The sequence below is a fragment of the Pseudochelatococcus lubricantis genome (genome assembly GCF_042432495.1).
Taxonomy (GTDB): Bacteria; Pseudomonadota; Alphaproteobacteria; order Rhizobiales; family Beijerinckiaceae; genus Pseudochelatococcus; species Pseudochelatococcus lubricantis.
Genome location: NZ_JBHLXC010000002.1, coordinates 1,162,922 through 1,184,862, shown reverse-complemented (window position 1 = coordinate 1,184,862; position 21,941 = coordinate 1,162,922). Strand labels below are relative to the sequence as shown.

19 protein-coding genes are annotated in these 21,941 nt (G+C 68.0%); 7 read left to right on the top strand and 12 right to left on the bottom strand.

All coding sequences use genetic code 11. The features are described from left to right. The 4 genes from ACFFJ7_RS08145 to ACFFJ7_RS08130 all read left to right on the top strand — a co-directional run bounded on the left by ACFFJ7_RS08145 (nt 1) and on the right by ACFFJ7_RS08130 (nt 4,542). The gene (locus tag ACFFJ7_RS08145; RefSeq protein ID WP_377591703.1) at nt 1–1,209 is read left to right on the top strand and encodes a MotB family protein; all 1,209 of its coding nucleotides are present in this window, start codon (nt 1–3) and stop codon (nt 1,207–1,209) included. Next, entirely contained in the window at nt 1,206–2,501 is a 1,296-nt protein-coding gene (locus ACFFJ7_RS08140; RefSeq protein ID WP_377591701.1) for a MotC family chemotaxis protein, read from the top strand. Before ACFFJ7_RS08145 ends, ACFFJ7_RS08140 begins: the two co-directional genes overlap by 4 nt. Beyond that, complete coding sequence (fliK, locus tag ACFFJ7_RS08135; protein WP_377591700.1) at nt 2,498–3,937, top strand: flagellar hook-length control protein FliK; 1,440 nt, start codon at nt 2,498–2,500, stop codon at nt 3,935–3,937. Before ACFFJ7_RS08140 ends, fliK begins: the two co-directional genes overlap by 4 nt. A gap of 92 nt (nt 3,938–4,029) precedes the next feature. After that, nucleotides 4,030–4,542 carry a lytic transglycosylase domain-containing protein gene (locus ACFFJ7_RS08130; RefSeq protein WP_377592112.1) on the top strand — a complete coding sequence of 171 codons (513 nt, stop codon included), beginning with the start codon at nt 4,030–4,032 and terminating at the stop codon, nt 4,540–4,542. Nucleotides 4,543–4,563: 21 nt separating this feature from the next. Here the strand turns inward: ACFFJ7_RS08130 and ACFFJ7_RS08125 are convergent, their stop codons facing one another. Further along, on the bottom strand, nt 4,564–6,042 hold the full coding sequence (locus ACFFJ7_RS08125; protein WP_377591699.1) for an alpha/beta hydrolase: 1,479 nt from the start codon (nt 6,040–6,042) through the stop codon (nt 4,564–4,566). A 64-nt stretch (nt 6,043–6,106) separates the two neighbouring features. Beyond that, entirely contained in the window at nt 6,107–8,476 is a 2,370-nt protein-coding gene (locus ACFFJ7_RS08120) for a Tex family protein (RefSeq protein ID WP_377591698.1), read from the bottom strand. Between the two features lie 456 nt (nt 8,477–8,932). On the opposite strand from ACFFJ7_RS08120, the gene ACFFJ7_RS08115 reads away from it, so the two are divergent. Beyond that, the gene (locus ACFFJ7_RS08115; protein WP_377591697.1) at nt 8,933–9,643 is read left to right on the top strand and encodes a cell wall hydrolase; all 711 of its coding nucleotides are present in this window, start codon (nt 8,933–8,935) and stop codon (nt 9,641–9,643) included. Nucleotides 9,644–9,737: 94 nt separating this feature from the next. On the opposite strand, the gene ACFFJ7_RS08110 is transcribed toward ACFFJ7_RS08115, so the two are convergent. From ACFFJ7_RS08110 to ACFFJ7_RS08090, 5 genes are all read right to left on the bottom strand, one after another. Then, a complete protein-coding gene (locus ACFFJ7_RS08110; protein ID WP_166948712.1) occupies nt 9,738–10,511 on the bottom strand; it encodes a 2-keto-4-pentenoate hydratase in 774 nt (257 codons plus the stop codon). A gap of 71 nt (nt 10,512–10,582) precedes the next feature. After that, nucleotides 10,583–11,176, bottom strand: a complete 594-nt coding sequence (locus ACFFJ7_RS08105) for a histidine phosphatase family protein (protein ID WP_166948710.1) — start codon at nt 11,174–11,176, stop codon at nt 10,583–10,585. Between the two features lie 3 nt (nt 11,177–11,179). Beyond that, entirely contained in the window at nt 11,180–12,010 is an 831-nt protein-coding gene (gene fabI, locus ACFFJ7_RS08100; RefSeq protein WP_246224996.1) for an enoyl-ACP reductase FabI, read from the bottom strand. Between the two features lie 158 nt (nt 12,011–12,168). Then, on the bottom strand, nt 12,169–13,122 hold the full coding sequence (locus ACFFJ7_RS08095) for a DnaJ C-terminal domain-containing protein (RefSeq protein ID WP_166948709.1): 954 nt from the start codon (nt 13,120–13,122) through the stop codon (nt 12,169–12,171). A 183-nt stretch (nt 13,123–13,305) separates the two neighbouring features. After that, complete coding sequence (locus ACFFJ7_RS08090; protein WP_377591695.1) at nt 13,306–13,785, bottom strand: RT0821/Lpp0805 family surface protein; 480 nt, start codon at nt 13,783–13,785, stop codon at nt 13,306–13,308. A 56-nt stretch (nt 13,786–13,841) separates the two neighbouring features. Here ACFFJ7_RS08090 and pdxH point away from each other — a divergent pair, with 56 nt between their 5' ends. Then, entirely contained in the window at nt 13,842–14,471 is a 630-nt protein-coding gene (gene pdxH / locus ACFFJ7_RS08085; protein ID WP_166948986.1) for a pyridoxamine 5'-phosphate oxidase, read from the top strand. Between the two features lie 336 nt (nt 14,472–14,807). Further along, nucleotides 14,808–16,631 carry a translational GTPase TypA gene (gene typA / locus ACFFJ7_RS08080; protein ID WP_166948707.1) on the top strand — a complete coding sequence of 608 codons (1,824 nt, stop codon included), beginning with the start codon at nt 14,808–14,810 and terminating at the stop codon, nt 16,629–16,631. An 88-nt stretch (nt 16,632–16,719) separates the two neighbouring features. On the opposite strand, the gene cysK is transcribed toward typA, so the two are convergent. The 5 genes from cysK to ubiB form a co-directional block, all read right to left on the bottom strand. Then, entirely contained in the window at nt 16,720–17,697 is a 978-nt protein-coding gene (gene cysK / locus ACFFJ7_RS08075) for a cysteine synthase A (protein WP_166948706.1), read from the bottom strand. A 195-nt stretch (nt 17,698–17,892) separates the two neighbouring features. Next, nucleotides 17,893–18,345 (bottom strand): RrF2 family transcriptional regulator, encoded by a 453-nt coding sequence (locus ACFFJ7_RS08070; protein ID WP_166948705.1) that lies wholly within the window; start codon nt 18,343–18,345, stop codon nt 17,893–17,895. A gap of 178 nt (nt 18,346–18,523) precedes the next feature. Further along, nucleotides 18,524–18,991: a dUTP diphosphatase gene (gene dut / locus ACFFJ7_RS08065; RefSeq protein ID WP_377591693.1), complete on the bottom strand. Its 468-nt coding sequence runs from the start codon at nt 18,989–18,991 to the stop codon at nt 18,524–18,526. Nucleotides 18,992–19,025: 34 nt separating this feature from the next. Then, nucleotides 19,026–20,324 carry a bifunctional phosphopantothenoylcysteine decarboxylase/phosphopantothenate--cysteine ligase CoaBC gene (coaBC, locus tag ACFFJ7_RS08060; RefSeq protein WP_377591692.1) on the bottom strand — a complete coding sequence of 433 codons (1,299 nt, stop codon included), beginning with the start codon at nt 20,322–20,324 and terminating at the stop codon, nt 19,026–19,028. A 48-nt stretch (nt 20,325–20,372) separates the two neighbouring features. Then, on the bottom strand, nt 20,373–21,929 hold the full coding sequence (gene ubiB, locus ACFFJ7_RS08055) for a 2-polyprenylphenol 6-hydroxylase (RefSeq protein ID WP_377591691.1): 1,557 nt from the start codon (nt 21,927–21,929) through the stop codon (nt 20,373–20,375). Nucleotides 21,930–21,941 lie beyond the last annotated feature (12 nt).

The following is a 21,941-nucleotide window of genomic DNA, read 5'->3' as shown; positions in this document are numbered from 1 at the left end:
ATGGACAAGCCCGAACACGAACCGATCCTTATCCAGCGTCGCCACCATGAGGAGGAGGAGCATGGGGCACACGGCATCTGGAAGATCGCCTATGCCGATTTCATGACCGCCCTGATGGCGTTCTTCCTGATCATGTGGCTGCTGAATTCGACCTCCAGGGATCAGCAGGCCTCGGTCGCCAACTACTTCAACCCGATCAAGCTCGCCGACGTCTCGCCAACGCGCAAGGGCGTCCAGGAACCGCTGGAGACCGTTCGGGATCCGGAGGAGGCCGGGAAAGCGCCCGGTCCGACGCGGGAGGAAAACGCGAGCAAGGGCGCGAGCGAGAAGATGTCCGGCGACGCCGCCCATCCGGCGAAGCCCCGGTATCCCGAAAGCGCCCTGTTCGTGGACCCCTACGCGATACTGGCCAAGCTCGCCGCCGACGACAAGCCGGCCGCGAAACCCGCCCGGCAGCCGGCGGAGGCCGCGACGGAGCAGGCCGGCGCTCCGACGCCGCGCACGCCGACAATCCGCGATCCCTTCGACCCGTCCTACTGGCGCCTCGCCCCGCAGGGACAGCCGGCGGCGATTTCGCAGGACGGCCAGCCGCAGGCGGGCGCGTCCGGCGGCACGGAACGGCAGACGTCCAATGCGGCTACCGGCGAGGCCACCACCGGTCAGGCCGCCTCGCCGCCGCCCGCCCGCGCCGGCGAGGCCGCCACGGCGCCCGGCATCATCGAGGCGCCACAGGAGGAACAGGCGCGAGAGGCCGCAGCGCTCAGGAAGGGTGTCGCCGACGCGCTGAAGGACGAAAGCCCCGCCCCCGGCGCGCCCGAGATCAAGGTCGAGAGAACGGACGAGGGCATCCTGATCAGCCTGACGGACGCCGAGAAGTTCAGCATGTTCTCCATGGGCTCGGCAGAGCCCAACCCGGCCGTCGTGCGCGCCATAGCCCGCATCGCTGCCGCCCTCGCCGGCCGCCCCGGCACGGTGGTCATTCGCGGACACACGGACTCGCTTCCCTTCAGGTCCGACACTTACGACAACTGGCGGTTGTCCTCGGCCCGCGCGCACATGGCGTCCTACATGCTCATCCGCGGCGGCCTCAAGGAGGAGCGTATCGAACGGATCGAGGGCCACGCCGACCGCCTGCCGCGCAACGCCGGGAACACCAGGGCGCCCGAGAACCGCCGCATCGAGATATTGCTCCGGGAGAAAGGCTCATGACCGTCAGCCATCCCCCTCCCCGGCGCGTGCTGCGTGCGGCCGCCTGTCTCGCCGCCGCGCTTCTGTTGCCAGCCGCCGGAATGTTCGCGCAAGCCGCGCCGGAAGCAGCCGCGCCCGAACCGGCGTTGCCCGAGCAGACGTTGCCCGAGCCGGACAGCGGCTCGCCCGGTGAGCCCTACCGGCTGCTGCGCACGCTGCAGTCCATCCAGGATCGCACGGCGCATGGCTCACGCGAGGCGCTGAAACTCCAGTCGCCGCTGCTGTCGCAGATCGAGCAGCAGTTGCTGGCCACGCCGGACGCGGCGTGGCAGGAGCCGCGTAATGCCCGCGCCGCCCTGAGCTTCGTGCTCAGCGGCGGTTCGCCCGTCATCCTGCGCAAGCTCGCCCGGCTCGATCCCCCGCCCGCCGTCGCGCCGGAACTGCTGAAAGGCGTGCTCGCGTACGTCGAGGGCGACGAGGAGGAAGCGCTTGCGCAGCTCGAAAACATCGATCCCCGCGCCCTCGCGCCTGGCCTTGACGGACGCATCGCGCTCGTCCAGTCGACGCTCCTTGCGCGCCGCGATCCCGAAACAGCGATGGCCCGTCTCGATCTCAGCCGCCTGCTGCTGCCGGGCACGCTGATCGACGAAGGCGCGTTGCGGCGCGAGATGTTTTTCGCCGGCCAGCTCGGCAAGCGTGAGAAATTCAAGACGCTGGCGAAGCATTATCTGCAACGCTATCCGCGTTCGGTCTACGCAGGCGATTTCCACCAGCGCTTTTCGGCCGCCCTCGTGCGCCTCGACATGACCGGCACGGAGGAAGAGGCAAGATGGTTGTCCGACCTTCTGGCGGCGCTGGACAGACCCGCGCAGATCAACATCAACCTCATTCTCGCCAGGCAGGCCCTGTCGCAGGGCAAGACGCGGATGGCGGCGCTCGGTGCGACGCGGGCGCTCGAACTCGCGTCCGAGGACAGCACCGCTCGCGAACGGGCAAAGCTCTATCAGGCAGCTGCGATCATCGTCAACGAGAACGAATTCGCGCAGGGCAAGCAGGCCTTGCTGTCCATCGACCGCAAGCGCCTGCCACCGGACGATGTCGGCCTGCTGGAGTCGGCGATCTATCTCGCCACGCGCATCCGGGACCTGCCCGGCATGCCGGAGGCGCCGGCGCCCCGGGCAAGCGACGAGGCCGCCGCCGTCGCTGAGCGGGCCGGCGGCGGCATGGAGCCGCAGCTCGATGCCACGGTCACCCGGATCAGACAACTGATCAGCGACAGCGACAGGCTGATTGACGAGGAGTTGGGTTCATGAGCGCGATCGATGCCGCAGCCGCAGCGGCCGATACCCCCGCCGCCGGCAGGAAGCCGCAATCAGGCAAGGCCACCGACGACGGCAGCTTCACCCGTGTCTACGACAGCCTCGGGCAGGAGGCAGCGACGGGCGAGGAAACGACGGAAGAAACCACCGCCGGGCGGCACGATGCGCGATCCCGCGCACCGCATGTCTGGCCCCTTGACACAGCTGCGTCTCTCAACCGTGCGACCGTTGCCTCCCCTTCCCTTGCTTCCGCACCCATCGGCGCGCGCGACGGGATTGTCGAGCCCGGCCTGCCGGATTCCGACACGCCCGATCCCGAAGACGACAACGTCACGCCGGGCAGGCCGGACACGGCCTCGCCTGCGAAAACGGACCTTCCCGCCCTGCTGGCGGGTTTGCTGAGCAGGGGCGCGGAAACATACGGGACACCGGGAGCGTCCGCCGAACCGGAACAGGAGCAGCCGGAAGCCCGTCCGTCTCCGCATGACGCGCAACCGCGGCGCGGCATCTCGGCCGTCGGCAATGCGGGCGCCACCACGGAAGGGCAGACGGCGCGCCTCACCGTCCTTGGCCGGGAAACGCATTTCGCGCCAACGGACATGCCCACACGCGGCGGCTTTTCCGGCGGCGGCCTATCCCGCGATGCGGCGTCCCACACCGCGACGGCGACTGCCGCCGTCAGCGCGCCGGAGGACGGCATCACTGCCGATCGGCGCATGGTTGGACAACATGTCGGCACGGAAACATCCGACGAGCAGCAGGTCACGGCGCGCGCGGGCACGGCGACGCGGTCTGCCGTTGTGGAATCGGCAGCGCCCGGACCGGGCCTCCCCGACAGCGCGAATGGTGCGTTCGCGCGCGCCATCGGCCAGATCGTCGCGCAGGCGCGGGCGTTGACATCAGATTCAGAGCCGGCCAGCGACGCCCAGCGCGTGCCAGCCCCCGCGCCCGCTCCGGCTGCGCAGGGCGTCGGCGGACCAGTGCGCATCCTGCGGCTGCAATTGCAGCCGGAGGAACTCGGCCTCGTCACCGCGCGGCTGCGCATCGTCGGCGGCGCGCTGGAACTGCGTCTGACAGCGGAGCGGCAACAATCCGTCGAAATCCTGCGACGCGACAGCGAGGGCCTGTTGGAAGCGTTGCGGCGCGCAGGATACAAGCCGGAGATCGCAGCCATCGATTTCGCCCGCCCGCAACCCGCCGGCCAAACTCTGCCTGCATCCCAGCCCACGGCGCAGACGGCGGGACAAGCGCACGGACAGGCGGGATATGAAGCCGGTGCGGGCCTCACCGGCGGCGACGGAGGGGCGGAGCGACGGCCGGCACCTGACCGCGGGGGCACGGACCGGCAGGCAGCGGGACGGGAGGCAGACGATATCCACGCGGATGCCACTCCGCGCGCACGGCGCGACCCGGGCGCCGTCTATCTCTGATGGTCGCGCTCCCCGTCCCGGAGTCGCACTTGCGCGCCGGTTCCCGCTGCCTCGCAGGGTTATCCTGCACCCTTATCGCCCTCGTCGCCGGGATGGAACGTGCAGGCGCCATGGCACCGAACGCCTGCGAGCGCGAGATGATCCGCGCGGCGCGGGAGTTCGACGTGCCGGTCAACATCCTCTACGCCGTCGGCCTCACCGAAACGGGCCGGCGCGGCTCCCTGCAGCCCTACGCCATGAACATCGCCGGCACGGCCTATTTCGCGCCCGATGCGCGGGAGGCCGTCAGGCGCCTCAATGCCGAGCGCGCCAGGGGCGTGAGGCTGATCGACCTCGGCTGCATGCAGATCAACCACCACTACCATCGCGACAAATTCGCTTCCGCCGCCCAGATGCTGGACCCGCGCGCCAACGTGACTTACGCCGCACGCTTCCTGAAAGAGCTGCGCAGGCGCGAGGGCAACTGGACCATGGCGGTCGCGCGCTATCACGCCGGCCCCGACAACGACCCGGCGCAGAAGCGCTACATCTGCCGCGTCATCGCCAACATGGTGGCCACGGGGTTCGGCAACTGGACGCCGCAGGCAAGACGGTTCTGCAGGTGATGCCGGCCACTCCGCCGCCTCTCACGGCGCGGGCCGCGCTATCGCCTTGCCGATACCGTCGACGAGCAGCGGGAAAAAGGGGTTCGACTGCATGCGCGACGTCATGCGCAGCACGGGATCGATAGTGACGGTGAAGGTGCCGACCTCGCCCCAGGCGTTGACCACGCCGGTCTGGATACCGAAATCGTCCGCCGGGTCCGGCGTGAGGCCATAGAGGCCGTCGGTGAGCGGAAACGGCACCGCGATGTGCGACAGCGAATAGACCTCCGGCGGATATCGCAGCGCGAGCGGCGTTTCGGTCGTGGCTGTCGCGCCGGCCTCCGCGGTGCGCGCCACCATGTCGCTGGTCAGCCTGTCGGCGCTGGTGACGAGAACCGTGCGGAAGCGGCGCGGCATGGACGGCAGCTTCGCCAGAATCGCATCGCGCGTGTCGTCGTCGACCTGTGCGCCGAAGCGGGTGTTGAGATCGAAATTGGGATCGAACAGCACCAGCTCGCTGCCATTGGCGGGCAGGCGCGCGTAAAGTTCGGTGATGACGGCGGACGTGCTCACCGTGAAATCGAACACCGACTGGAAGGTGAGCACCGGCGGAAATTCCGCCATGCGCCCCTCCTCATCCAGCCGCCTCAGCCCGCCCTGCACGATCTGCGTCATGTCGAAGGACCGCTGCGCGGCATTCACCGGCATGGAATTATACTTGAAGGGGTTGAACTCCGGCAGGATCGACAGCCAGGCCGACTGCGCGAAGGCGGGGATGACCGCAGGCAGGCCGGCAAGCCACGTGAAGCGCGCGAAAGGCGTGATGCCGACCATCGGCGACAACAGGACGAGGCGGTCCGGCCGCTTCAACGCTCCGTCGCCGAGCGCCTCGATGGCATAGTTGAGCGCCAGCGCGCCGCCGTTGGAATAGCCGACGACATGCAGCGGCGCCCCCTCGCCCGCGAGCCGGCGCGCCTCGCGCACCGCCAGCCGGGTTGCGGCTGTCCATTGTTCGAGCCGCGTCACCTTCAGCGACCCCGGCACCGTGCCGTGACCCGGCAGGCGGATGGAGACGACAGCGAAGCCGCGCTCGCGGTAGAGGTTGCCGATATGGCGCAGGCTGTAGGGGGAATCGGTGAGGCCGTGCAGCAGCACCGCGGCGCCGACAGGCTTGCCCTCCGGCAGCATCACGGCGGAGCGGTTCCAGTCCCGCGCGAAGCGCCATGGATAGACGGGGCTCGTCGTGGAGTAGCGGTTGTAGTGCGTGCGGTCATCCGGCTGCAGCGCGCTGGCGATGTCATGCCGGACGCGGCTGAACAGCGCCTCCTCGGCACGCAGGTAGTGCGCCCAGTCGGCCCTCTCCAGCTCCTCGGCGTCCGGTTCCGCCAGCTCGTAGGTGTGCCACGCCTCAAGCGGCAGGCCGCGCCGCATATCCCATCCGCGCCAGACGAACAGAGCCGCGAACACGACTACGGCGAGGATCAGAAGCCGTTTGATAAGCCGGTGCAAAAACCTGAGCATGCAGCAATTTTCCTGTCAGCGGGCGGGACGGGCGCGCTGTCCCGCCGACGCGGCGTATCAGTTGTCAGCCTTCCTTGCCGTCCGAAAGGCCTGCGCGGCGCAGGGCCTCGGCCAACGCGGAGCCGGCGCCCGCGGAGGAAGCGGGCTTGACGCCCTTCCGGTTGTCCGCGCGGCGCTCTTCCACGCGCTGCGGCTTTCCTTGCTCCGGCTTTCCTTGTCCCTGCTTCCCCTGCGGTGCGTTCCGCCGCCCGCCGGCCGCCTCGTCGTCGAGGCGCATGCTCAGGGCGATGCGCTTGCGCGCGGCATCGACCTCCAGCACCTTCACCCGCACCACGTCGCCGGGCTTGGCCACGTCGCGCGGGTCTTTGACGAAGGTGTTGGCCATGGCGGAAATGTGCACAAGCCCATCCTGATGCACACCGATATCGACGAAGGCGCCGAAGGCGGCGACATTGGTGACGACGCCCTCCAGCACCATGCCGGGTTCGAGATCGCTGATCTTTTCCACGCCCTCCCGGAAAGTCGCCGTGCGGAAGGCGGGGCGCGGATCGCGGCCGGGTTTTTCCAGCTCGCGCAGGATATCCGTGACGGTGGGGATGCCGAAGGTATCGTCCGTGAAGCGCGCCGGCGGCAGCCCCCGCAGGGTCGGCGTGTCGCCGATCAGCGCACGGATGTCGCTTTTCGTTGCCGCCAGAATGCGCCGCACCACCGGATAGGCTTCCGGGTGCACGCCCGAGGCGTCGAGCGGGTCGTCGCCGTCGCGGATGCGCAGGAAGCCGGCACACAGTTCGAACGCCTTGGGGCCGAGCCGCGCCACCTTCTTCAGGTCGCTGCGCTTGCGGAAGGGACCGTTCTCGTCGCGGTGCAGCACGATGTTACGCGCCAGCCCCTCGCCTACGCCCGAGACCCGCGCGAGCAGCGGCACCGAGGCGGTGTTGACGTCGACACCCACGCCGTTCACGCAGTCCTCCACAACCGCATCGAGGGAGCGCGACAGCTTCCCCTCGGCAAGGTCGTGCTGGTATTGCCCGACGCCAATGGATTTCGGATCGATCTTGACGAGTTCCGCCAGCGGATCCTGCAGGCGGCGGGCGATGGAGACCGCGCCGCGCAGTGTCACGTCGAGTTCCGGCAGTTCCTGCGAGGCGTAGGCCGAGGCGGAATAGACGGAAGCGCCGGCCTCGGAAACCACGATCTTGGTCAGCTTGAGCTGCGGATACTTGCCGATCAGTTCGGCGGCGAGCCGGTCGGTCTCGCGTGAGGCGGTGCCGTTGCCGATGGCGATCAGCTCCACCTTGTGCCGGGTGGCGAGCGCGGCGAGCGTCCCTAGCGCCTCGTCCCAGCGCCGCTGCGGCTCGTGCGGGAAGACGGCGGCGGTATCCACCACCTTGCCGGTGCCGTCGATCACCGCAACCTTGACGCCCGTGCGATAGCCGGGATCGAGCCCCATGGTGGCGCGCACGCCGGCGGGAGCCGCGAGCAGGAGATCGCGCAGGTTGCCGGCAAATACGCGCACGGCTTCATCCTCCGCCGCCTGCCACAAGCGCGCGCGCAGATCGAGCGACAGCGACACCAGGATGCGTGTGCGCCAGGCCCAGCGCACGGCCTCGCGCAGCCATGCGTCGCCCGGCCGCCCCCGGTCGGCGATGCCGAAGCGCTGCGCGATGCGCAACTCATATGGCCCCGGCCCCGTGGAAGGCGCCTCGCTCGCCGGCACCGGCTCGAAGCCAAGCGTCAGCACCTCCTCTTTCTCGCCGCGGAACAGCGCCAGAATGCGGTGCGACGGCAGTTTGGCGAAAGGTTCGGAAAAATCGAAGTAGTCGGCGAACTTGGCGCCTTCGGTCTCCTTGCCCTCGCGCACCTTCGACGCCAGCCGGCCGGCCCGCCACATGTCCTCGCGCAGCAGGCCGATCAGGTCGGCGTCCTCCGAGAACCGCTCGACCAGAATGGCGCGCGCTCCTTCCAGTGCCGCCTGCACGGTCGCGACGCCCTTCGCCTCGTCGACGAAGCGCGCCGCCTGTGCCTCGGGCGCCTGTGCGGGATCGCCGCAGAGCACCTCTGCCAACGGCCCGAGCCCGGCCTCGCGGGCGATCTGCGCCTTCGTGCGGCGCCTGGGCTTGTAGGGCAGATAGATGTCCTCGATGCGCGCCTTGGTGTCGGCGGCGAGCAGGCTGGCGCGCAGGTCGTCCGTCAGCTTGCCCTGCTCCTCGACGCTGGCGAGCACAGCGGCGCGGCGTTCCTCCAGCTCGCGCAGGTAGCGCAGCCGCTCCTCCAGCGCGCGAAGCTGGGCATCGTCAAGCGCGCCGGTCGCCTCCTTACGGTAGCGGGCGATGAACGGAACGGTCGCCCCGTCGTCGAGCAGGGTTACGGCGGCCTCGGCCTGCTCCGCCCTGATTCCGAGTTCCTGTGCGATTTTCCGGGAGATGGAAGTCATGCGTCGTACCAGTTTCCAAACGTTCCTTGCGCCACGCGCCACCGGCCAAATCGCCGTTCGCGTGGAGGATAACCGTTAAAACGAACGTTGCGGGGTTGCCACAGGCTTTCAATTTCGTTAACAGCTTTGTGTCGCCCCTGAGCGCGACGGACACACGAGAGGCTGCTAATGACCATCCCCGCGCGTTGCCGTCCATCGTTGGCCAAAGCAGCCATCTCGTTTCCCGTCCTGCTGATCGGACTGGCACTTGGCGGTTGTGGATACACTCCGGATCGCTCGTTGACGGCATCCTCCGCGGCAGTTCCAGACAATTCGCAGCCCGCAAAGGCCTCGCAGGCCGCCAAGGCGTCCCGCAGTGTGGCAAAGGCGCAGGGCAGGAATGCGACGGAAAACGTCAAGGTCTCCTCCCGTTCCACGTCGTCAGCGCAATCTCCCCGCAGGCGGATCGCCGTTAGCATGAACGAGCGCGAATGCCTCGTGCGGGCCATGTATTTCGAATCGCAGCGCGCCAGCCGCGACGGTCTGCTGGCCGTCGGCACGGTCGTGATGAACCGGGTCAACTCCCCGAGCTTCCCCGGCACGATCTGCGGCGTCGTCGGGCAGAAGTATCAGTTCGCGTCCGGCGTGCTGTCCCGGCCCATGACGCAGCGTGACCGCGCCCACGCCGACGCCGTGGCCGACCAGCTGCTGGCCGGCAGGCGCCACGACGGCATCGGCGACGCCATGTTCTTCCATGTGGCGACGCGCCGCTACAAATACCCGAACATGCGCTATCTGCAGGTTGCCGGCGGCAACATCTTCTACACGAAGGTCGGCCGCAATGCGCCGCGTGTCGTCGCGGGCTCGGCGCTCGCCTATGCCAACACCCCGCCGGACGTGGCGAAGGTCGAGGCGGCGCAGGTTGAGATTGCCAGGGTCGAGGCCGTCAAGGTCGACGTTGTGAAACCGCAGACGACGACCGTCGCCGCCATCGAAACGGCCGTCAGCCGGGAGCCGGCGGATGCCTCCGCCGCCATCACGGCCGCAGTGCCGGCGCCGGTTTCCATCCCGCTCCCTGTTCCGGCGGAGAGGCTGTCGTTCACCGCACCCGTGGATGAAGCCCTGCTGCGCGCGCGGTCGTTCAGCGCCGCGCCGCTCAAGCTCGCACAGTACCGCCTTCCGAAGTAACTCCGTCCGGCGGCATCGGAGAATTGAAAAGCCCCTGCATCGGCAGGGGCTTTTTGTTTTCCGGGCACGTTGCGCGGCACGTGCCCGGCCGGGTTCACTCCGTGATGTCGACCACCACCGAACCGATGCCCTCGAACGTCACCTCGACATGGGAACGCGGTGCGACGAAGGTGATGCCGGTCCACGACCCGGTGGTGACGTAGGTGCCTTCCTTCAGCCCGCCGAGGCTTGTCGCACCGCCGTTCGCCAGCCATGCGAGCAGGCGCGCGGAGGGGCCGGCCGCGTTGCCACCGCGCTGGTCGAGGACGATCTCGCCGTTGACCCGCAACCTGACCGGCTGGTTCAATGCGTCGACGATGGCGCCCGCCTCGCGGCCGGAGCCGACGATCAGATGCGCGTGGTTGAACTGGTCGGCGATCTGGCTGAGGCGCGTGGCGCGCCCCCAGACGGCGAAATGCGTGTCCACCAGTTCGATGGCCGCATGGATGGAACCGACGGCCGCCAGCACCTCATCTTCCGTATAGGGCCTCTCGCGCGGCGGCAGTGCCCTGTCGAAGCGGTAGACCGTCTCGGCCTCGACGCCGAGCACCGCATGGCCGGCGTGGGCCACGCTCGCCGGCGACAGCGACACCGTCTGGCTGGTCAGCGCGGCACGGAACGGCTCCGACTGCGGATCCGCAGCTCCCACCTTCCAGCCGACGACGGGGCCGAGCCGGGTGATCAGCGCGTCCTGAACGGCGTAGGCCGTTTCCCAATCCGTCGGCCGCAGCGCCGGTGGCAGGTCGACAACGCGGGGGCCGCCATTGCGGGCGGCCAGAAGCCGCTCCGCTGCGGCCTCGACAGATTCGGGGGTAAAGGTTTCAACCATGGAAAACGTGCTCCGTCGCGATGAACAGAAGAGCCGACGCGCCGGCCAGCGCCGCCACGCGGCTCCACCACTCAGGCCGGCACCCAGCGATGGCGGTCGTCGGCGAATACGAGTATGCGGCCCTGCCAGATCGGCAGTTGGACAACCGATTGTCCCGGCAAACCGGCTATGAGCGCCAGCATGACGCGCGCAATGCCGCCATGCGCCACGATCACGGTATCGCGTTCCAGCGTGTCGAGAAACGCCTGCACGCGCAACGCCGCGCCGGCATAACTTTCGCCTTCCGGCGGGGAGAAGTTCCAGCGATCGGCGTCGCGGGCGCGGGCAAGTGCCGCATCGCGGGCGCGAATCTCGGGCCAGGTCAGCCCTTCCCACACGCCGAAGGCGATTTCGCGCAGGCGGTCGTCGAACAGCACGCCGTCCTCCGGCATCGCGAGCGTGTCGCGCAGCAGCGACATCGTCTCCCGCGTGCGCATCAGCGGGCTCGAAAGGTAGTCGAGTCCGGCGAAATCAGGCCGCAGTGCGCGCAGGTGTCCGGCTGCCTGCCGCGCCTGCTTGCGGCCGGTGGCGTTCAGCGGCACGTCCCGCGCCCCCTGAAGCCGCGCTTCCGCGTTCCAGTCCGTTTCGCCGTGGCGAACGAAATACAGGGTGGGACGACCGCTCACGTGCTATTCCTTCGACAGGACGATATCGGGCGCGTCGGGGTTCTTCATGCCGACGACGTGGTAGCCGGCATCGACATGGTGCACCTCGCCGGTGACCCCGCGCGACAGGTCGGACAGGAGGTAGACGCCCGTGTCGCCGACTTCCTCCGGCGTCACGGTGCGCCGCAGCGGCGCGTTGTACTCGTTCCACTTCAGGATATAGCGGAAATCGCCGATGCCCGACGCCGCGAGCGTCTTGATCGGCCCGGCGGAAATGGCGTTGACGCGAATGTTCTGCGGGCCGAGATCGGCCGCGAGGTAGCGCACGCTCGCCTCCAGCGCCGCCTTGGCGACGCCCATGACGTTGTAGTGCGGCATCCACTTCTCCGCGCCGTAATAGGTCATGGTGAGGATGGCGCCGCCGTTCGTCATCAGCTTCTCGGCGCGCTGGGCGACGGCCGTCAGTGAATAGCAGGAGATGAGCAGCGACTTGCTGAAGTTCTCTTCCGTCGTGTCGATGTAACGCCCGGTGAGTTCATCCTTGTCGGAGAACGCGATGGCGTGAACCAGAAAGTCGAGCCCTCCCCAGAGCCGCTCCACCTCGGCGAACACGGCGTCGATGGTCTCCGGCACGGTGACGTCGCAATGCCCGACGACATGCGCGCCGATTTCCGCCGCCAGCGGCTCGACCCGCTTCTTGAGAGCGTCGCCCTGATAGGTGAAGGCAACCTCGGCGCCATGCGCGCGCGCCGCCCGGGCGATGCCCCAGGCGATGGAACGGTTGTTCGCAACCCCCAGGATAAGACCGCGTTTGCCTGCCATCAGGGGAGAGGGCGTCGCAATTTTGTCTGCCATGACGTCGGTTTTCTCTTTTCGGAATTGGGACTCTGTCGTCCGGGAAGTCACTTATTACCCGAGCACGACGCCGGGGGCAACGGGCGAAAAAGCCGTCTGAAACAACAGGCTGCTGCGGCGCACGCCACAGGCGCGGCCGGGTGCGGCCCCGGCGCGACTCACGTTCCCGCGGCGGTGCGCCGCTTGCGCATGAGTTCCTCTAGTTCCGGATCGGGCGATTTCGGCAACTGAACATCGAGCGTGACGATGAGGTCTCCGTGGCCGCTCTTGGCTGGCAAGCCCTTGCCACGCAGCCGGAAATTCTTGCCGGCGCTCGAATACGGCGGAATGTTCATCGCCACTGCCCCGCCAAGCGTGGGCACGCGCACGCTGGCGCCCAGCACCGCGTCCTCAAGCGAGACCGGCAGGCGCAGGCGCAACGTGGACCCGTCCACCGTGAAATCGCGGTGCGGTGCGAAGTGCACCGTCAGCAGCGCATCGCCCGATTCGCCGCCGAAGGGGCTTGGGTCGCCGAGCCCGCGCAGGCGAATCGTCTGCCCGTCCTTCACGCCGGCGGGCAGCGTCACCTCCACCTCGCGGCCCGTCGGCAACTCGACGCGGCACTTGCCGCCATCCGCGATCTGCTCCAGCGTGACCACGATCTCCGCCTCGACATCCTGCCCGCGCGGACGCTCGCGCGCGCCGCCGCCGCGCGCGCCCGCGGACTGGGTCCGCCCGCCCGAGCGCATGGCCTCGCCGAACAGGTCGGAGAACAGATCGCCCGGATCGAAGCCGCCGCCGCGCGCGCCGCCGAAGGGGCTGCCGCCACCCGTGGAATAGCGGAAGCCCGAGAAGCCGCCGGCGTCCGCGCCAGCCCCCGCTCCCGGCCCCGCCGCGCCAAAGCCGCGCGGCTTGCCCTCGGCATCGATCTCGCCGCGGTCGAACTGGCCCCGTTTATCCTTGTCGCCCAGAATCTCATAGGCCGTGTTCAGCTCGGCAAATCTGTCCTTCGCCTTGGGATCGTCCTTGTTGCGATCAGGGTGCCATGTTTTTGCCAGACGGCGGAACGCCTTCTTGATATCGGCCTCACTCGCCGTCTTTGGAACGCCAAGTATGTCGTACGGGTTGCGCATCAATCCACTCCGGCGGTACTACCGGGCGTGTACCGCACCGGCGACCGCATTACCAACCGTCTGGCCCATATGGTCATAATGTTGCATAATAGCAACATTCTCATCGCCGCAAACGGGCTGCTGGTTGGTATGTTCTGTGGAATATCGGGCCGGTCAAGCGGCTTTTGCGGTGCAAACCGCCTTTCACGCGCCGGAGACGTCCATCGTGGCCCATTGGCCGTCCGGCAGGCGGCAGGCGGAACCCTTCAGCGCCTCCGACTGGCCCTGATACTGCAGGTTCGCGCCGAAGCGCCGGCAGACGAGATCGTTCTCCAGATAGGGTTTGCCGAGCGCCACAAAGTCGCCGCGGATGCCCGTGCGCGGGTTGGCCCAGGGCGCGACGGCGCCCGTGCCCAGCGGATCGAGCGCCGTGCCGAGCGCCATGCGGGCGAACTGCCAGTCCTCGGGCGCGAGTTCAGGCGACAGCATCGCCGCGCCCTTCCCCCCGACGGATGCGGTGGTCGGCGGATCGTCGTTGCCGAGCAGGCCGCCGACCGGCACCGCGATGCTGCACCCGCCGAGCAGCAGCACGGCCGACGCCAGGGTCGCGGCAGGGATAGGCGACAAATGGCGCGGCTTGTCCCGCATGATAAATCTGTACATCCTGCTGGACAGCTTCATCATGCCCTCATCCACGTTACGCACGCCCCACTCGAAATGAACGACACGATCGGGAGTATCTGGCCTTGGAGACGTTAAGGAGCGGTGACTTTTTCAGCCGCGAGGACCCCTTTGCACTGTTTTCCGACTGGTTGAAAGAGGCGGAGACATCTGAAATCAACGATCCCAATGCGATGACGCTAGCCACCGTCGACGCCGACGGCCTGCCGGACGCGCGCATGGTGCTGCTGAAATCTTTTGATTCACAAGGCTTTGTCTTCTTCACCAACGAGGAGAGCGCCAAGGGACGTCAGCTTGCGGCCGTCGCCAAGGCGGCGCTGCTGTTCCACTGGAAGAGCCTGCGACGGCAGGTGCGGGTGCGCGGCATCGTCGAGTGGGTGAGCGAGGCGGAATCGGACGCCTACTACGCTTCCCGCCCGCGCGGCAGCCGAATCGGCGCCTGGGCGTCGCAGCAGTCGCGCCCGCTCGAAAGCCGCTTCGCGCTGGAAAAGGCGGTGGCGGGCTACGCGGCGAAATACGCCATCGGCGACATTCCACGCCCTGCTTACTGGCATGGCTATCGTGTGCGGCCGCTGGCCATCGAGTTCTGGCACGATCGCCCCTTCCGGCTGCACGAGCGCGTGCGCTTCGCGCGCGACACGGCGGACGCCGCCGCGGGCGGCTGGCACAAGACGCAGCTCTATCCCTGAGCGGCGATTCCTACGACGCCGCGTCGGAGCAGGTTTGCGGACGACGCGGGGGAGACCGGCAGCCGGAGCGCCGGCAAGCCGGGTTTCATGCTGCGGGCGCGTTCCCCGAACCCGTCCGGCTGCCCGAAATTGCGGCAACTCCCGTCGGAGACATTGCCGTTCGGCGTGATTCGTCATATATGCAGCGCGGTAAAGCCGCCCGACGAAGCAGGTTCGGGGGCCGATCATACGAAACCATCGGATGCCTGCGGTGACATCGTCCTGTCATCTCGCAATGTCATCTGGCCTTGTCACATCTGAGCACCACCGCGCACGACCGCGCGGCCAGGGAACCCCATGAAGCTGCGCAATATCGCGATCATCGCCCACGTCGACCACGGCAAGACAACGCTCGTGGACAAACTCCTCCAGCAATCGGGAGCGTTCCGGGAGAACCAGCGCGTCGCGGAGCGCGTCATGGACTCGGGCGACATCGAAAAGGAACGCGGCATCACCATCCTCGCCAAGGCGACCTCCGTCGTCTGGGGCGATACGCGCGTCAACATCGTCGACACGCCCGGCCACGCCGACTTCGGCGGCGAGGTCGAGCGCATCCTGAACATGGTCGATGGCGCCATCGTGCTCGTGGACGCGGCCGAAGGCCCCATGCCGCAAACGAAATTCGTCGTCTCCAAGGCGCTCAAGATCGGCCTGCGGCCCATCGTGGCCATCAACAAGGTCGACCGTCCCGACGCCCGCATCCAGGAAGTCGTCAACGAGGTGTTCGACCTGTTCGCGGCGCTCGACGCCACCGACGAGCAGCTCGACTTCCCCATTCTCTACGGTTCGGGCCGCGACGGCTGGATGGCGCTCAATCCCGAAGGACCGAAGGAAGACGGTCTCGCGCCGCTCTTCGATCTGGTGCTGAAGCACGTGCCTCCCGCGAAGGTCGAGGAAGGCTCGTTCCGCATGCTCGGCACGCTGCTTGAGGCCAACCCCTTCCTGGGCCGCATCATCACCGGCCGCATCTCGGCCGGCACGGTGAAGCCGAACCAGTCGATCAAGGTCATCGACCGCGACGGTAACGTCGTCGAGCAGGGCCGTGTGTCCAAGATCCTCGCCTTCCGCGGCATCGAGCGCCAGCCGATCGAACTCGGCGAAGCCGGTGACATCGTCTCCATCGCCGGCCTGACCAAGGGCACGGTGGCAGACACGTTCTGCGCTCCCGAGGTCGAGGAACCGATCCTCGCCCAGCCCATCGACCCGCCGACGGTGACGATGTCGTTCCTCGTCAACGATTCGCCGCTCGCCGGCACCGAGGGCGACAAGGTCACGAGCCGCATGATCCGCGACCGCCTCTTCCGCGAGGCCGAGGGTAACGTGACGCTCAAGATCGAGGAATCGGGCGACAAGGATTCGTTCTTCGTCTCCGGCCGCGGCGAACTGCAGCTCGCGATCCTGATCGAGACCATGCGCCGCGAGGGCTTCGAACTCGCCGTGTCGCGTCCGCGCGTCGTGTTCAGCCGCGATGAGGCTGGCAGCCTGCTTGAGCCCATCGAGGAAGTCGTCATCGACGTGGACGAGGAATACTCCGGCTCCGTCGTGCAGAAGATGTCGGAGCGCCGCGCCGAGATGATCGAGATGCGCCCCTCTGGCGGCAACCGCCAGCGCCTGCTGTTCCACGCTCCCACGCGCGGCCTCATCGGCTATCAGTCGGAACTGATGACCGACACGCGCGGCACGGCGATCATGAACCGCCTGTTCCATGAGTACGCCCCCTTCAAGGGCGAGATCCCCGGCCGCCGCAACGGCGTGCTGATCTCCAACGATCAGGGCGAGGCCGTCGCCTACGCGCTGTGGAACCTGGAGGATCGCGGCCCGATGATGATCGAGCCCGGCTGGAAGGTCTACACGGGCATGATCGTCGGCGAGCACAACCGCGAGAACGATCTTGAGGTGAACGTGCTCAAGGGCAAGAAGCTCACCAACATCCGCACCACCTCCAAGGACGAGGCCGTGCGCCTGACGCCGCCGATCCGCATGACGCTGGAGCGTTCGCTCGCCTGGATTCAGGACGACGAACTGGTGGAGGTGACGCCGAAGTCCATCCGTCTGCGCAAGGTCCACCTCGACCCCAACGAGCGCAAGCGCGCCGAACGCTCGAAGGAAACCGCCGCCTGATTGCCGGCGCGGTCACCCGGATGCAAGACGCGGGAGGCATATGCCTCCCGCGTTTTTTATTGCCCGAATGGAAACATGGGCGCCCGTCTCACAGCCCCTCGAACAGCGCGGTCGACAGATAGCGCTCGGCGAAGGACGGGATGATGATGACGATGTTCTTGCCCGCGAGTTCCGGGCGCGCGCCGATCTCAAGCGCCGCGGCGATTGCCGCGCCGGAGGAGATGCCGACCGGGATGCCCTCGATGTGGGCGAGCAGGCGCGAGTTGTCGAAAGCCGTCTGGTTGCCGACCGTCACCACCTCGTCGATCACGGAGCGGTCGAGGATCGACGGCACGAAGCCGGGACCGATGCCCTGAATCTTGTGGGGACCGGGCGCACCACCCGACAGCACCGGCGAATCCTCGGGCTCGACGGCGACGACGCGCACGGAAGGCTTGCGCTCCTTCAGCACCTGCCCGACGCCCGTGATGGTGCCGCCGGTGCCCACACCCGCGACGAGCACGTCCACCTCACCGTTGGTGTCGTTCCAGATTTCCTCGGCGGTCGTGCGCCGATGGATATCCGGGTTCGCCGGGTTGGCGAACTGCTGCGGAATGACGGAACCGGGGATCGCCGCCTTCAGTTCCTCGGCACGCGCTATGGCGCCCTTCATGCCCTGCGCGCCCGGCGTCAGCTCAAGTTCCGCGCCGAGCAGAAGGAGCATCTTCCGCCGCTCGACGGACATCGTCTCCGGCATGACGATGATCAGCCGGTAACCACGCGCCGCCGAGACGAAGGCAAGCGCGATGCCGGTGTTGCCCGACGTCGGCTCGATGATGGTGCCGCCGGGCTGCAGGACGCCCTGCTGCTCCAGCGCGTCGATCATCGCCACGCCGATGCGGTCCTTCACGCTCGAAATCGGATTGAAGAATTCGAGCTTGGCCAGCAGATTGGCCTTGATGCCCTTTTCGGCCGCCAGCCGGCTGAGACGCACGAGCGGCGTGTCGCCGATCGTCCCGGTGATCGAATCGTAAATGCGCCCCCTGCCCCGTTTCAACGCCTTGTCTGCTTCTCCCGCTGCGGTCATTTTCGTCTCCTGTGTGCGCTATGTGCCCCAATCCAAACCCGCCTGCGCCGAACCGGCCGCAGGGCAACACCCCGACCGGCACGGCCTGTAACAGCCATCGATAAGCGATCGGCCGGCGGGCGACAACCGGATACGCCCTCCGGCGAAAAGGCTTGCCACGCCGGCAGTTGGCGCCGATGCGGCCGGCGATCCCGCTCAGATGGTGAAATCGCTCGTCACCGTGGGCGGGCTCAACGTCGTCGTCTTCTCTGCCCGGCGGCAGATATCCTCGACAGTCACTGCGTCGAGCCGCGCCAGAAACGCGCCGGACGCCTCGCGGACGACCGGGCCGATGACCTGCTCCACCAGCGCGGATTCCGGAACCGGCGGCAGATTCTCGTCGCTTGCGGCGGCCATAGCCGCGCGCACGATGTCGCCCGCGCTGATGCGCCGCCGCTCACGCGCGAGTTCATAGCCGCCCCGGGGGCCGCGAACGCCTTTCAGGATACCCGCCCGGACAAGCTGCTGCAGAACCGTCTCCAGATGACGAGGCGGCAGATGATGCCTGGCAGCGAGGAACTTCGCGGCAACGGGCGCCGGACGCGCGTGGATCGCGACATCGACGACGGCCGCAATGGCAAGCAAACTGCGGCGGGATAACAGGTACATCGACTATCCTTGCCTCCCGTCGCGCGCCGCCGGGTGGCAGGGCGGGCGCGACGCATCAATCACTCAACCAAAATTACCGAAACAATCAGGAAATAAAAGTCTTTTCCGTAATATTTCTGTAAGTAGGAGGCATTATCCCTATTCCACGCGGCAGAACTGATAAATCCCGCCGCGCACCTCAGATACCCGTCGATCCGAAACCGCCCGTGCCGCGTGCGGTGTCGTCAAGATCGTCGACCGCCTCCACGGTCGCACGCAGCACGGGCGCCACGATGAGCTGGGCGATGCGCAGCCCGCGCGTGACCGCGAACGGCTCGCTGCCCGTGTTGAGCAGGATGACGGCGACCTCGCCGCGATAATCGGCGTCGATCGTGCCCGGCGCGTTGAGCACGGTGACGCCGTTCTTCAGCGCGAGGCCGGAACGGGGGCGCACCTGCCCCTCCGTGCCGGGCGGCAGCGCAAGCACCAGCCCGGTCGGCACGAGCGCCCGCCCGCCCGGCGCAATCACGACAGGCGCATCCTCCGCAACGGCAGCCGCGAGGTCGAGCCCGGCGGCGGCGGCGCTGGCATAGGCGGGCAGCGGCAGGCCGCGGGCGTGAGGGAGCTGCACGATGCGCAGCACGTGTCCGGTCAGCAATTCACTCATCATCGTCGTCCTTCGGCAGTCTCGGTTCTCGGCATCACGCCTGCGGATCGGCAGCCCGGAGCGCGGCCGCCGCCCTCGCCACCAGCCGGCGCGCCACCTCGGTCTTGTCCATGGTCGGCCAGCTTTCGATGCCGTCCTTGCTGACGAGATGGACGGTGTTGCGCTCGCCGCCCATCACGCCGGTGCCCTTGCCCACGTCGTTCGCGACGATCCAGTCACAGCCTTTGCGCTCAAGTTTGGCGCGCGCGTGATCGAGCACGGTATCGGTCTCCGCCGCGAAGCCGACGACGAGCCCGGGGCGCGGCGCCCCCTTGGCGACGGTCGCCAGAATATCGGGATTCTCGATGAGGGTGAATTGCGGCATCGTGCCCGCGCCCTTCTTGATCTTGGCGTCGGCCTCCTCTGCCGTGCGCCAGTCCGCCACCGCTGCGGCGAAGATGGCGATATCGACCGGAAGCGCGGCGAGCACCGCCGCCAGCATGTCGCGCGCGGTAGTGACGTGGCGCACCTTCACACCGTGGGGATCGGGCAGGTTGACCGGGCCGGAAACAAGGATGACTTCCGCGCCCGCCTGCGCCGCGGCCTCCGCGATGGCGTGGCCCTGCCGGCCGGACGAGCGGTTGGCGATGTAGCGCACCGGATCGATGGGCTCGTGCGTGGGGCCGGAGGTGACAAGCACCCGCTTGCCGGCGAGCGGCAGCAACGCGAGCTGCTTCTCGTGGCCGCCATCCCCTGACAGCAGCAGCGGCACAGGCGACAGCAGCGCTTCGATGGCGGCGAGGATTTCCGCCGGCTCCGCCATGCGGCCGAAGCCCGATTCGCCGCGCTCCGCCATGGCGCCGCTGTTGGGGCCGACGAAATGGATGCCGTCGGCCTGCAGCGTTTCCACGTTGCGTCGCGTGGCGGCATGCGCCCACATGCGCGGGTTCATGGCGGGCGCCACCAGCACGGGCTTGTCGGTGGCGAGGAGCGCCGTCGAGGCGTAGTCGTCCGCATGGCCGTTGGCCATCTTGGCGAGGAGGTCGGCGGTGGCCGGCGCCACCACAACGAGGTCGGCCGAGCGCGAAAGCGCGATATGGCCGATGTCGGCCTCATCGGTAAGCGAGAAAAGGTCGGTGAATGCCTTTTCGCCGGTGAGGCTCGCCACCGACAGCGGGGTGACGAACTCGGTCGCCGCCTGCGTCATGATGGCGCGCACGCCCAGCCCGCGGTCCTTCGCGCGGCGGATCAACTCCAACACCTTGTAAGCGGCGATCCCGCCGCCGATGATCAGCAGCAGGTGCCTGCCCGCCAGATGGTTGCGCGTATTCTCGTCAGCCGCCTCGTGTTCCATGGAATACCTCCCGATCATCCATCCTCACGCGGCTGCACCCGGCCCGGTTCACAACAGGCCGAGCAGCAGCAGCAACGCGATCGCCCACAGCGCCAGCGTCGCGCCGCGGTTGCCGCGCGCCTCCGCCTTGCCGATCGACTCCGTACTCGCCGGCGACAGGGTGAAGCCTTCCGCCGACGCCTTTTCGAGGCGCATGAACATCTTCTCGCCCCGCGCCAGCAGCGCCGGCAGGCGGGCGATCACGCCGCCCACGTCCTGCGCCCCGCGCCCGGCTTCCGCCAGCAGCCCGCGCGGGCCGAGGTTATGCCCGATCCACTCGCGCACCACGGGCTCCGCCGTGCCCCATATGTCGAGCTGCGGGTCGAGCTTGCGGGCGACACCCTCGACGACCACCATCGTCTTCTGCAGCATGACGAGTTCCGTGCGCGTCGCCATGTCGAACAGCGCCGTGATCTCGAACAGCAGCGTGAGCAGCTTCGCCATCGAGATCTCGTCCGCGCGACGGTTGTGGATCGGTTCGCCTATGGCGCGGATCGCCTGCGCGAAGTCCGCGACGGAGTGGTAGTCCGGCACGTAGCCGGCGTCGAAATGCACCTGCGCGGTGCGCCGGTAGTCGCGGGTGATGAAGCCGAGCAGGATTTCCGCCAGGAAGCGCCGCTCCGCCCGCCCCAGCCGTCCCATGATGCCGCAGTCGACGGCGACGAGGCGGCCCTGCGGATCGACGAACAGGTTGCCCGGATGCATGTCCGCGTGGAAGAATCCGTCACGCAGCGCGTGCCGCAGGAAGGACTGGATCACGGTTTTCGCCAGCGCGGTGCGGTCGTGCCCCGCCGCGTCGATGGCCGGGATGTCGGAAAGCGGAATGCCGTGCACCCACTCGCTGGTCATCACCTCGCGGGCCGTCGCATCCCACTCCACCTTCGGCACGCGGAAATCCGCGTCGTCGCGGGTATTCTCGCCCATCTCCGAAAGGGCTGCCGCCTCCAGCCGCAGGTCCATCTCCATGGTGACGGAGCGCGCAAGCGTCTCCACCACCTCGACCGGGCGCAGGCGGCGCGTATCGGGCAGCAGGCGATGGAAGAGCCGCGCCGCGAAGCGCATGGCGCCGAGATCGCGCGCGAATCGCTCGCGCACGCCCGGCCGCAGTATCTTCACGGCCACATCCACATCGCCGCTGAGAAGCCGCGCGCGATGCACCTGCGCGATGGAGGCGGCCGCGATGGGCGGGCTGAACTCGGCGAACACCGTCCGCAGCTCCCCGCCGAAGGCGTTCTCCACGATCCGCACCGCCTTCTCCTGCTCGAAGGGCGGCATCTTGTCCTGCAGCGATTCGAGATCGTGCGCCGTGCGCGCGCCCACGACATCCGGCCGGGTGGCCAGAAACTGGCCGAACTTGACGTAAGAGGGACCGAGCCGCGTGAGCGCGGCGGCGAGCCGCTCCGCGCCACCGCCGAGGCCGGGCCGCTCGATGACGCGCGCCAGCCGGATAGCGAGCCGACCCGCCGGCGGCAGCTCCGCCGTGTCGATGAGGCCGAGCGCTCCCTCGCGCGCCAGCACGAAGCCGACCCGCGACAATCGCGCCAGATGGATGAGGCTGCTGATCATGCGATGGTCACC

Bases quoted from the DNA above. Each gene is read 5' to 3' on its own strand.
- ACFFJ7_RS08130 (WP_377592112.1), top strand. From the start codon at position 4,030: ATGGAACGTGCAGGCGCCATGGCACCGAACGCCTGCGAGCGCGAGATG.
- dut (WP_377591693.1), bottom strand. From the start codon at position 18,991: ATGAGTGAATTGCTGACCGGACACGTGCTGCGCATCGTGCAGCTCCCT.
- typA (WP_166948707.1), top strand. From the start codon at position 14,808: ATGAAGCTGCGCAATATCGCGATCATCGCCCACGTCGACCACGGCAAG.
- coaBC (WP_377591692.1), bottom strand. From the start codon at position 20,324: ATGGAACACGAGGCGGCTGACGAGAATACGCGCAACCATCTGGCGGGC.
- ACFFJ7_RS08090 (WP_377591695.1), bottom strand. From the start codon at position 13,785: ATGATGAAGCTGTCCAGCAGGATGTACAGATTTATCATGCGGGACAAG.
- ACFFJ7_RS08115 (WP_377591697.1), top strand. From the start codon at position 8,933: ATGAACGAGCGCGAATGCCTCGTGCGGGCCATGTATTTCGAATCGCAG.
- ACFFJ7_RS08140 (WP_377591701.1), top strand. From the start codon at position 1,206: ATGACCGTCAGCCATCCCCCTCCCCGGCGCGTGCTGCGTGCGGCCGCC.
- cysK (WP_166948706.1), bottom strand. From the start codon at position 17,697: ATGACCGCAGCGGGAGAAGCAGACAAGGCGTTGAAACGGGGCAGGGGG.
- ACFFJ7_RS08125 (WP_377591699.1), bottom strand. From the start codon at position 6,042: ATGCTCAGGTTTTTGCACCGGCTTATCAAACGGCTTCTGATCCTCGCC.
- ACFFJ7_RS08095 (WP_166948709.1), bottom strand. From the start codon at position 13,122: ATGCGCAACCCGTACGACATACTTGGCGTTCCAAAGACGGCGAGTGAG.
- ACFFJ7_RS08145 (WP_377591703.1), top strand. From the start codon at position 1: ATGGACAAGCCCGAACACGAACCGATCCTTATCCAGCGTCGCCACCAT.
- ubiB (WP_377591691.1), bottom strand. From the start codon at position 21,929: ATGATCAGCAGCCTCATCCATCTGGCGCGATTGTCGCGGGTCGGCTTC.
- fliK (WP_377591700.1), top strand. From the start codon at position 2,498: ATGAGCGCGATCGATGCCGCAGCCGCAGCGGCCGATACCCCCGCCGCC.
- fabI (WP_246224996.1), bottom strand. From the start codon at position 12,010: ATGGCAGACAAAATTGCGACGCCCTCTCCCCTGATGGCAGGCAAACGC.
- ACFFJ7_RS08070 (WP_166948705.1), bottom strand. From the start codon at position 18,345: ATGTACCTGTTATCCCGCCGCAGTTTGCTTGCCATTGCGGCCGTCGTC.
- ACFFJ7_RS08110 (WP_166948712.1), bottom strand. From the start codon at position 10,511: ATGGTTGAAACCTTTACCCCCGAATCTGTCGAGGCCGCAGCGGAGCGG.
- ACFFJ7_RS08120 (WP_377591698.1), bottom strand. From the start codon at position 8,476: ATGACTTCCATCTCCCGGAAAATCGCACAGGAACTCGGAATCAGGGCG.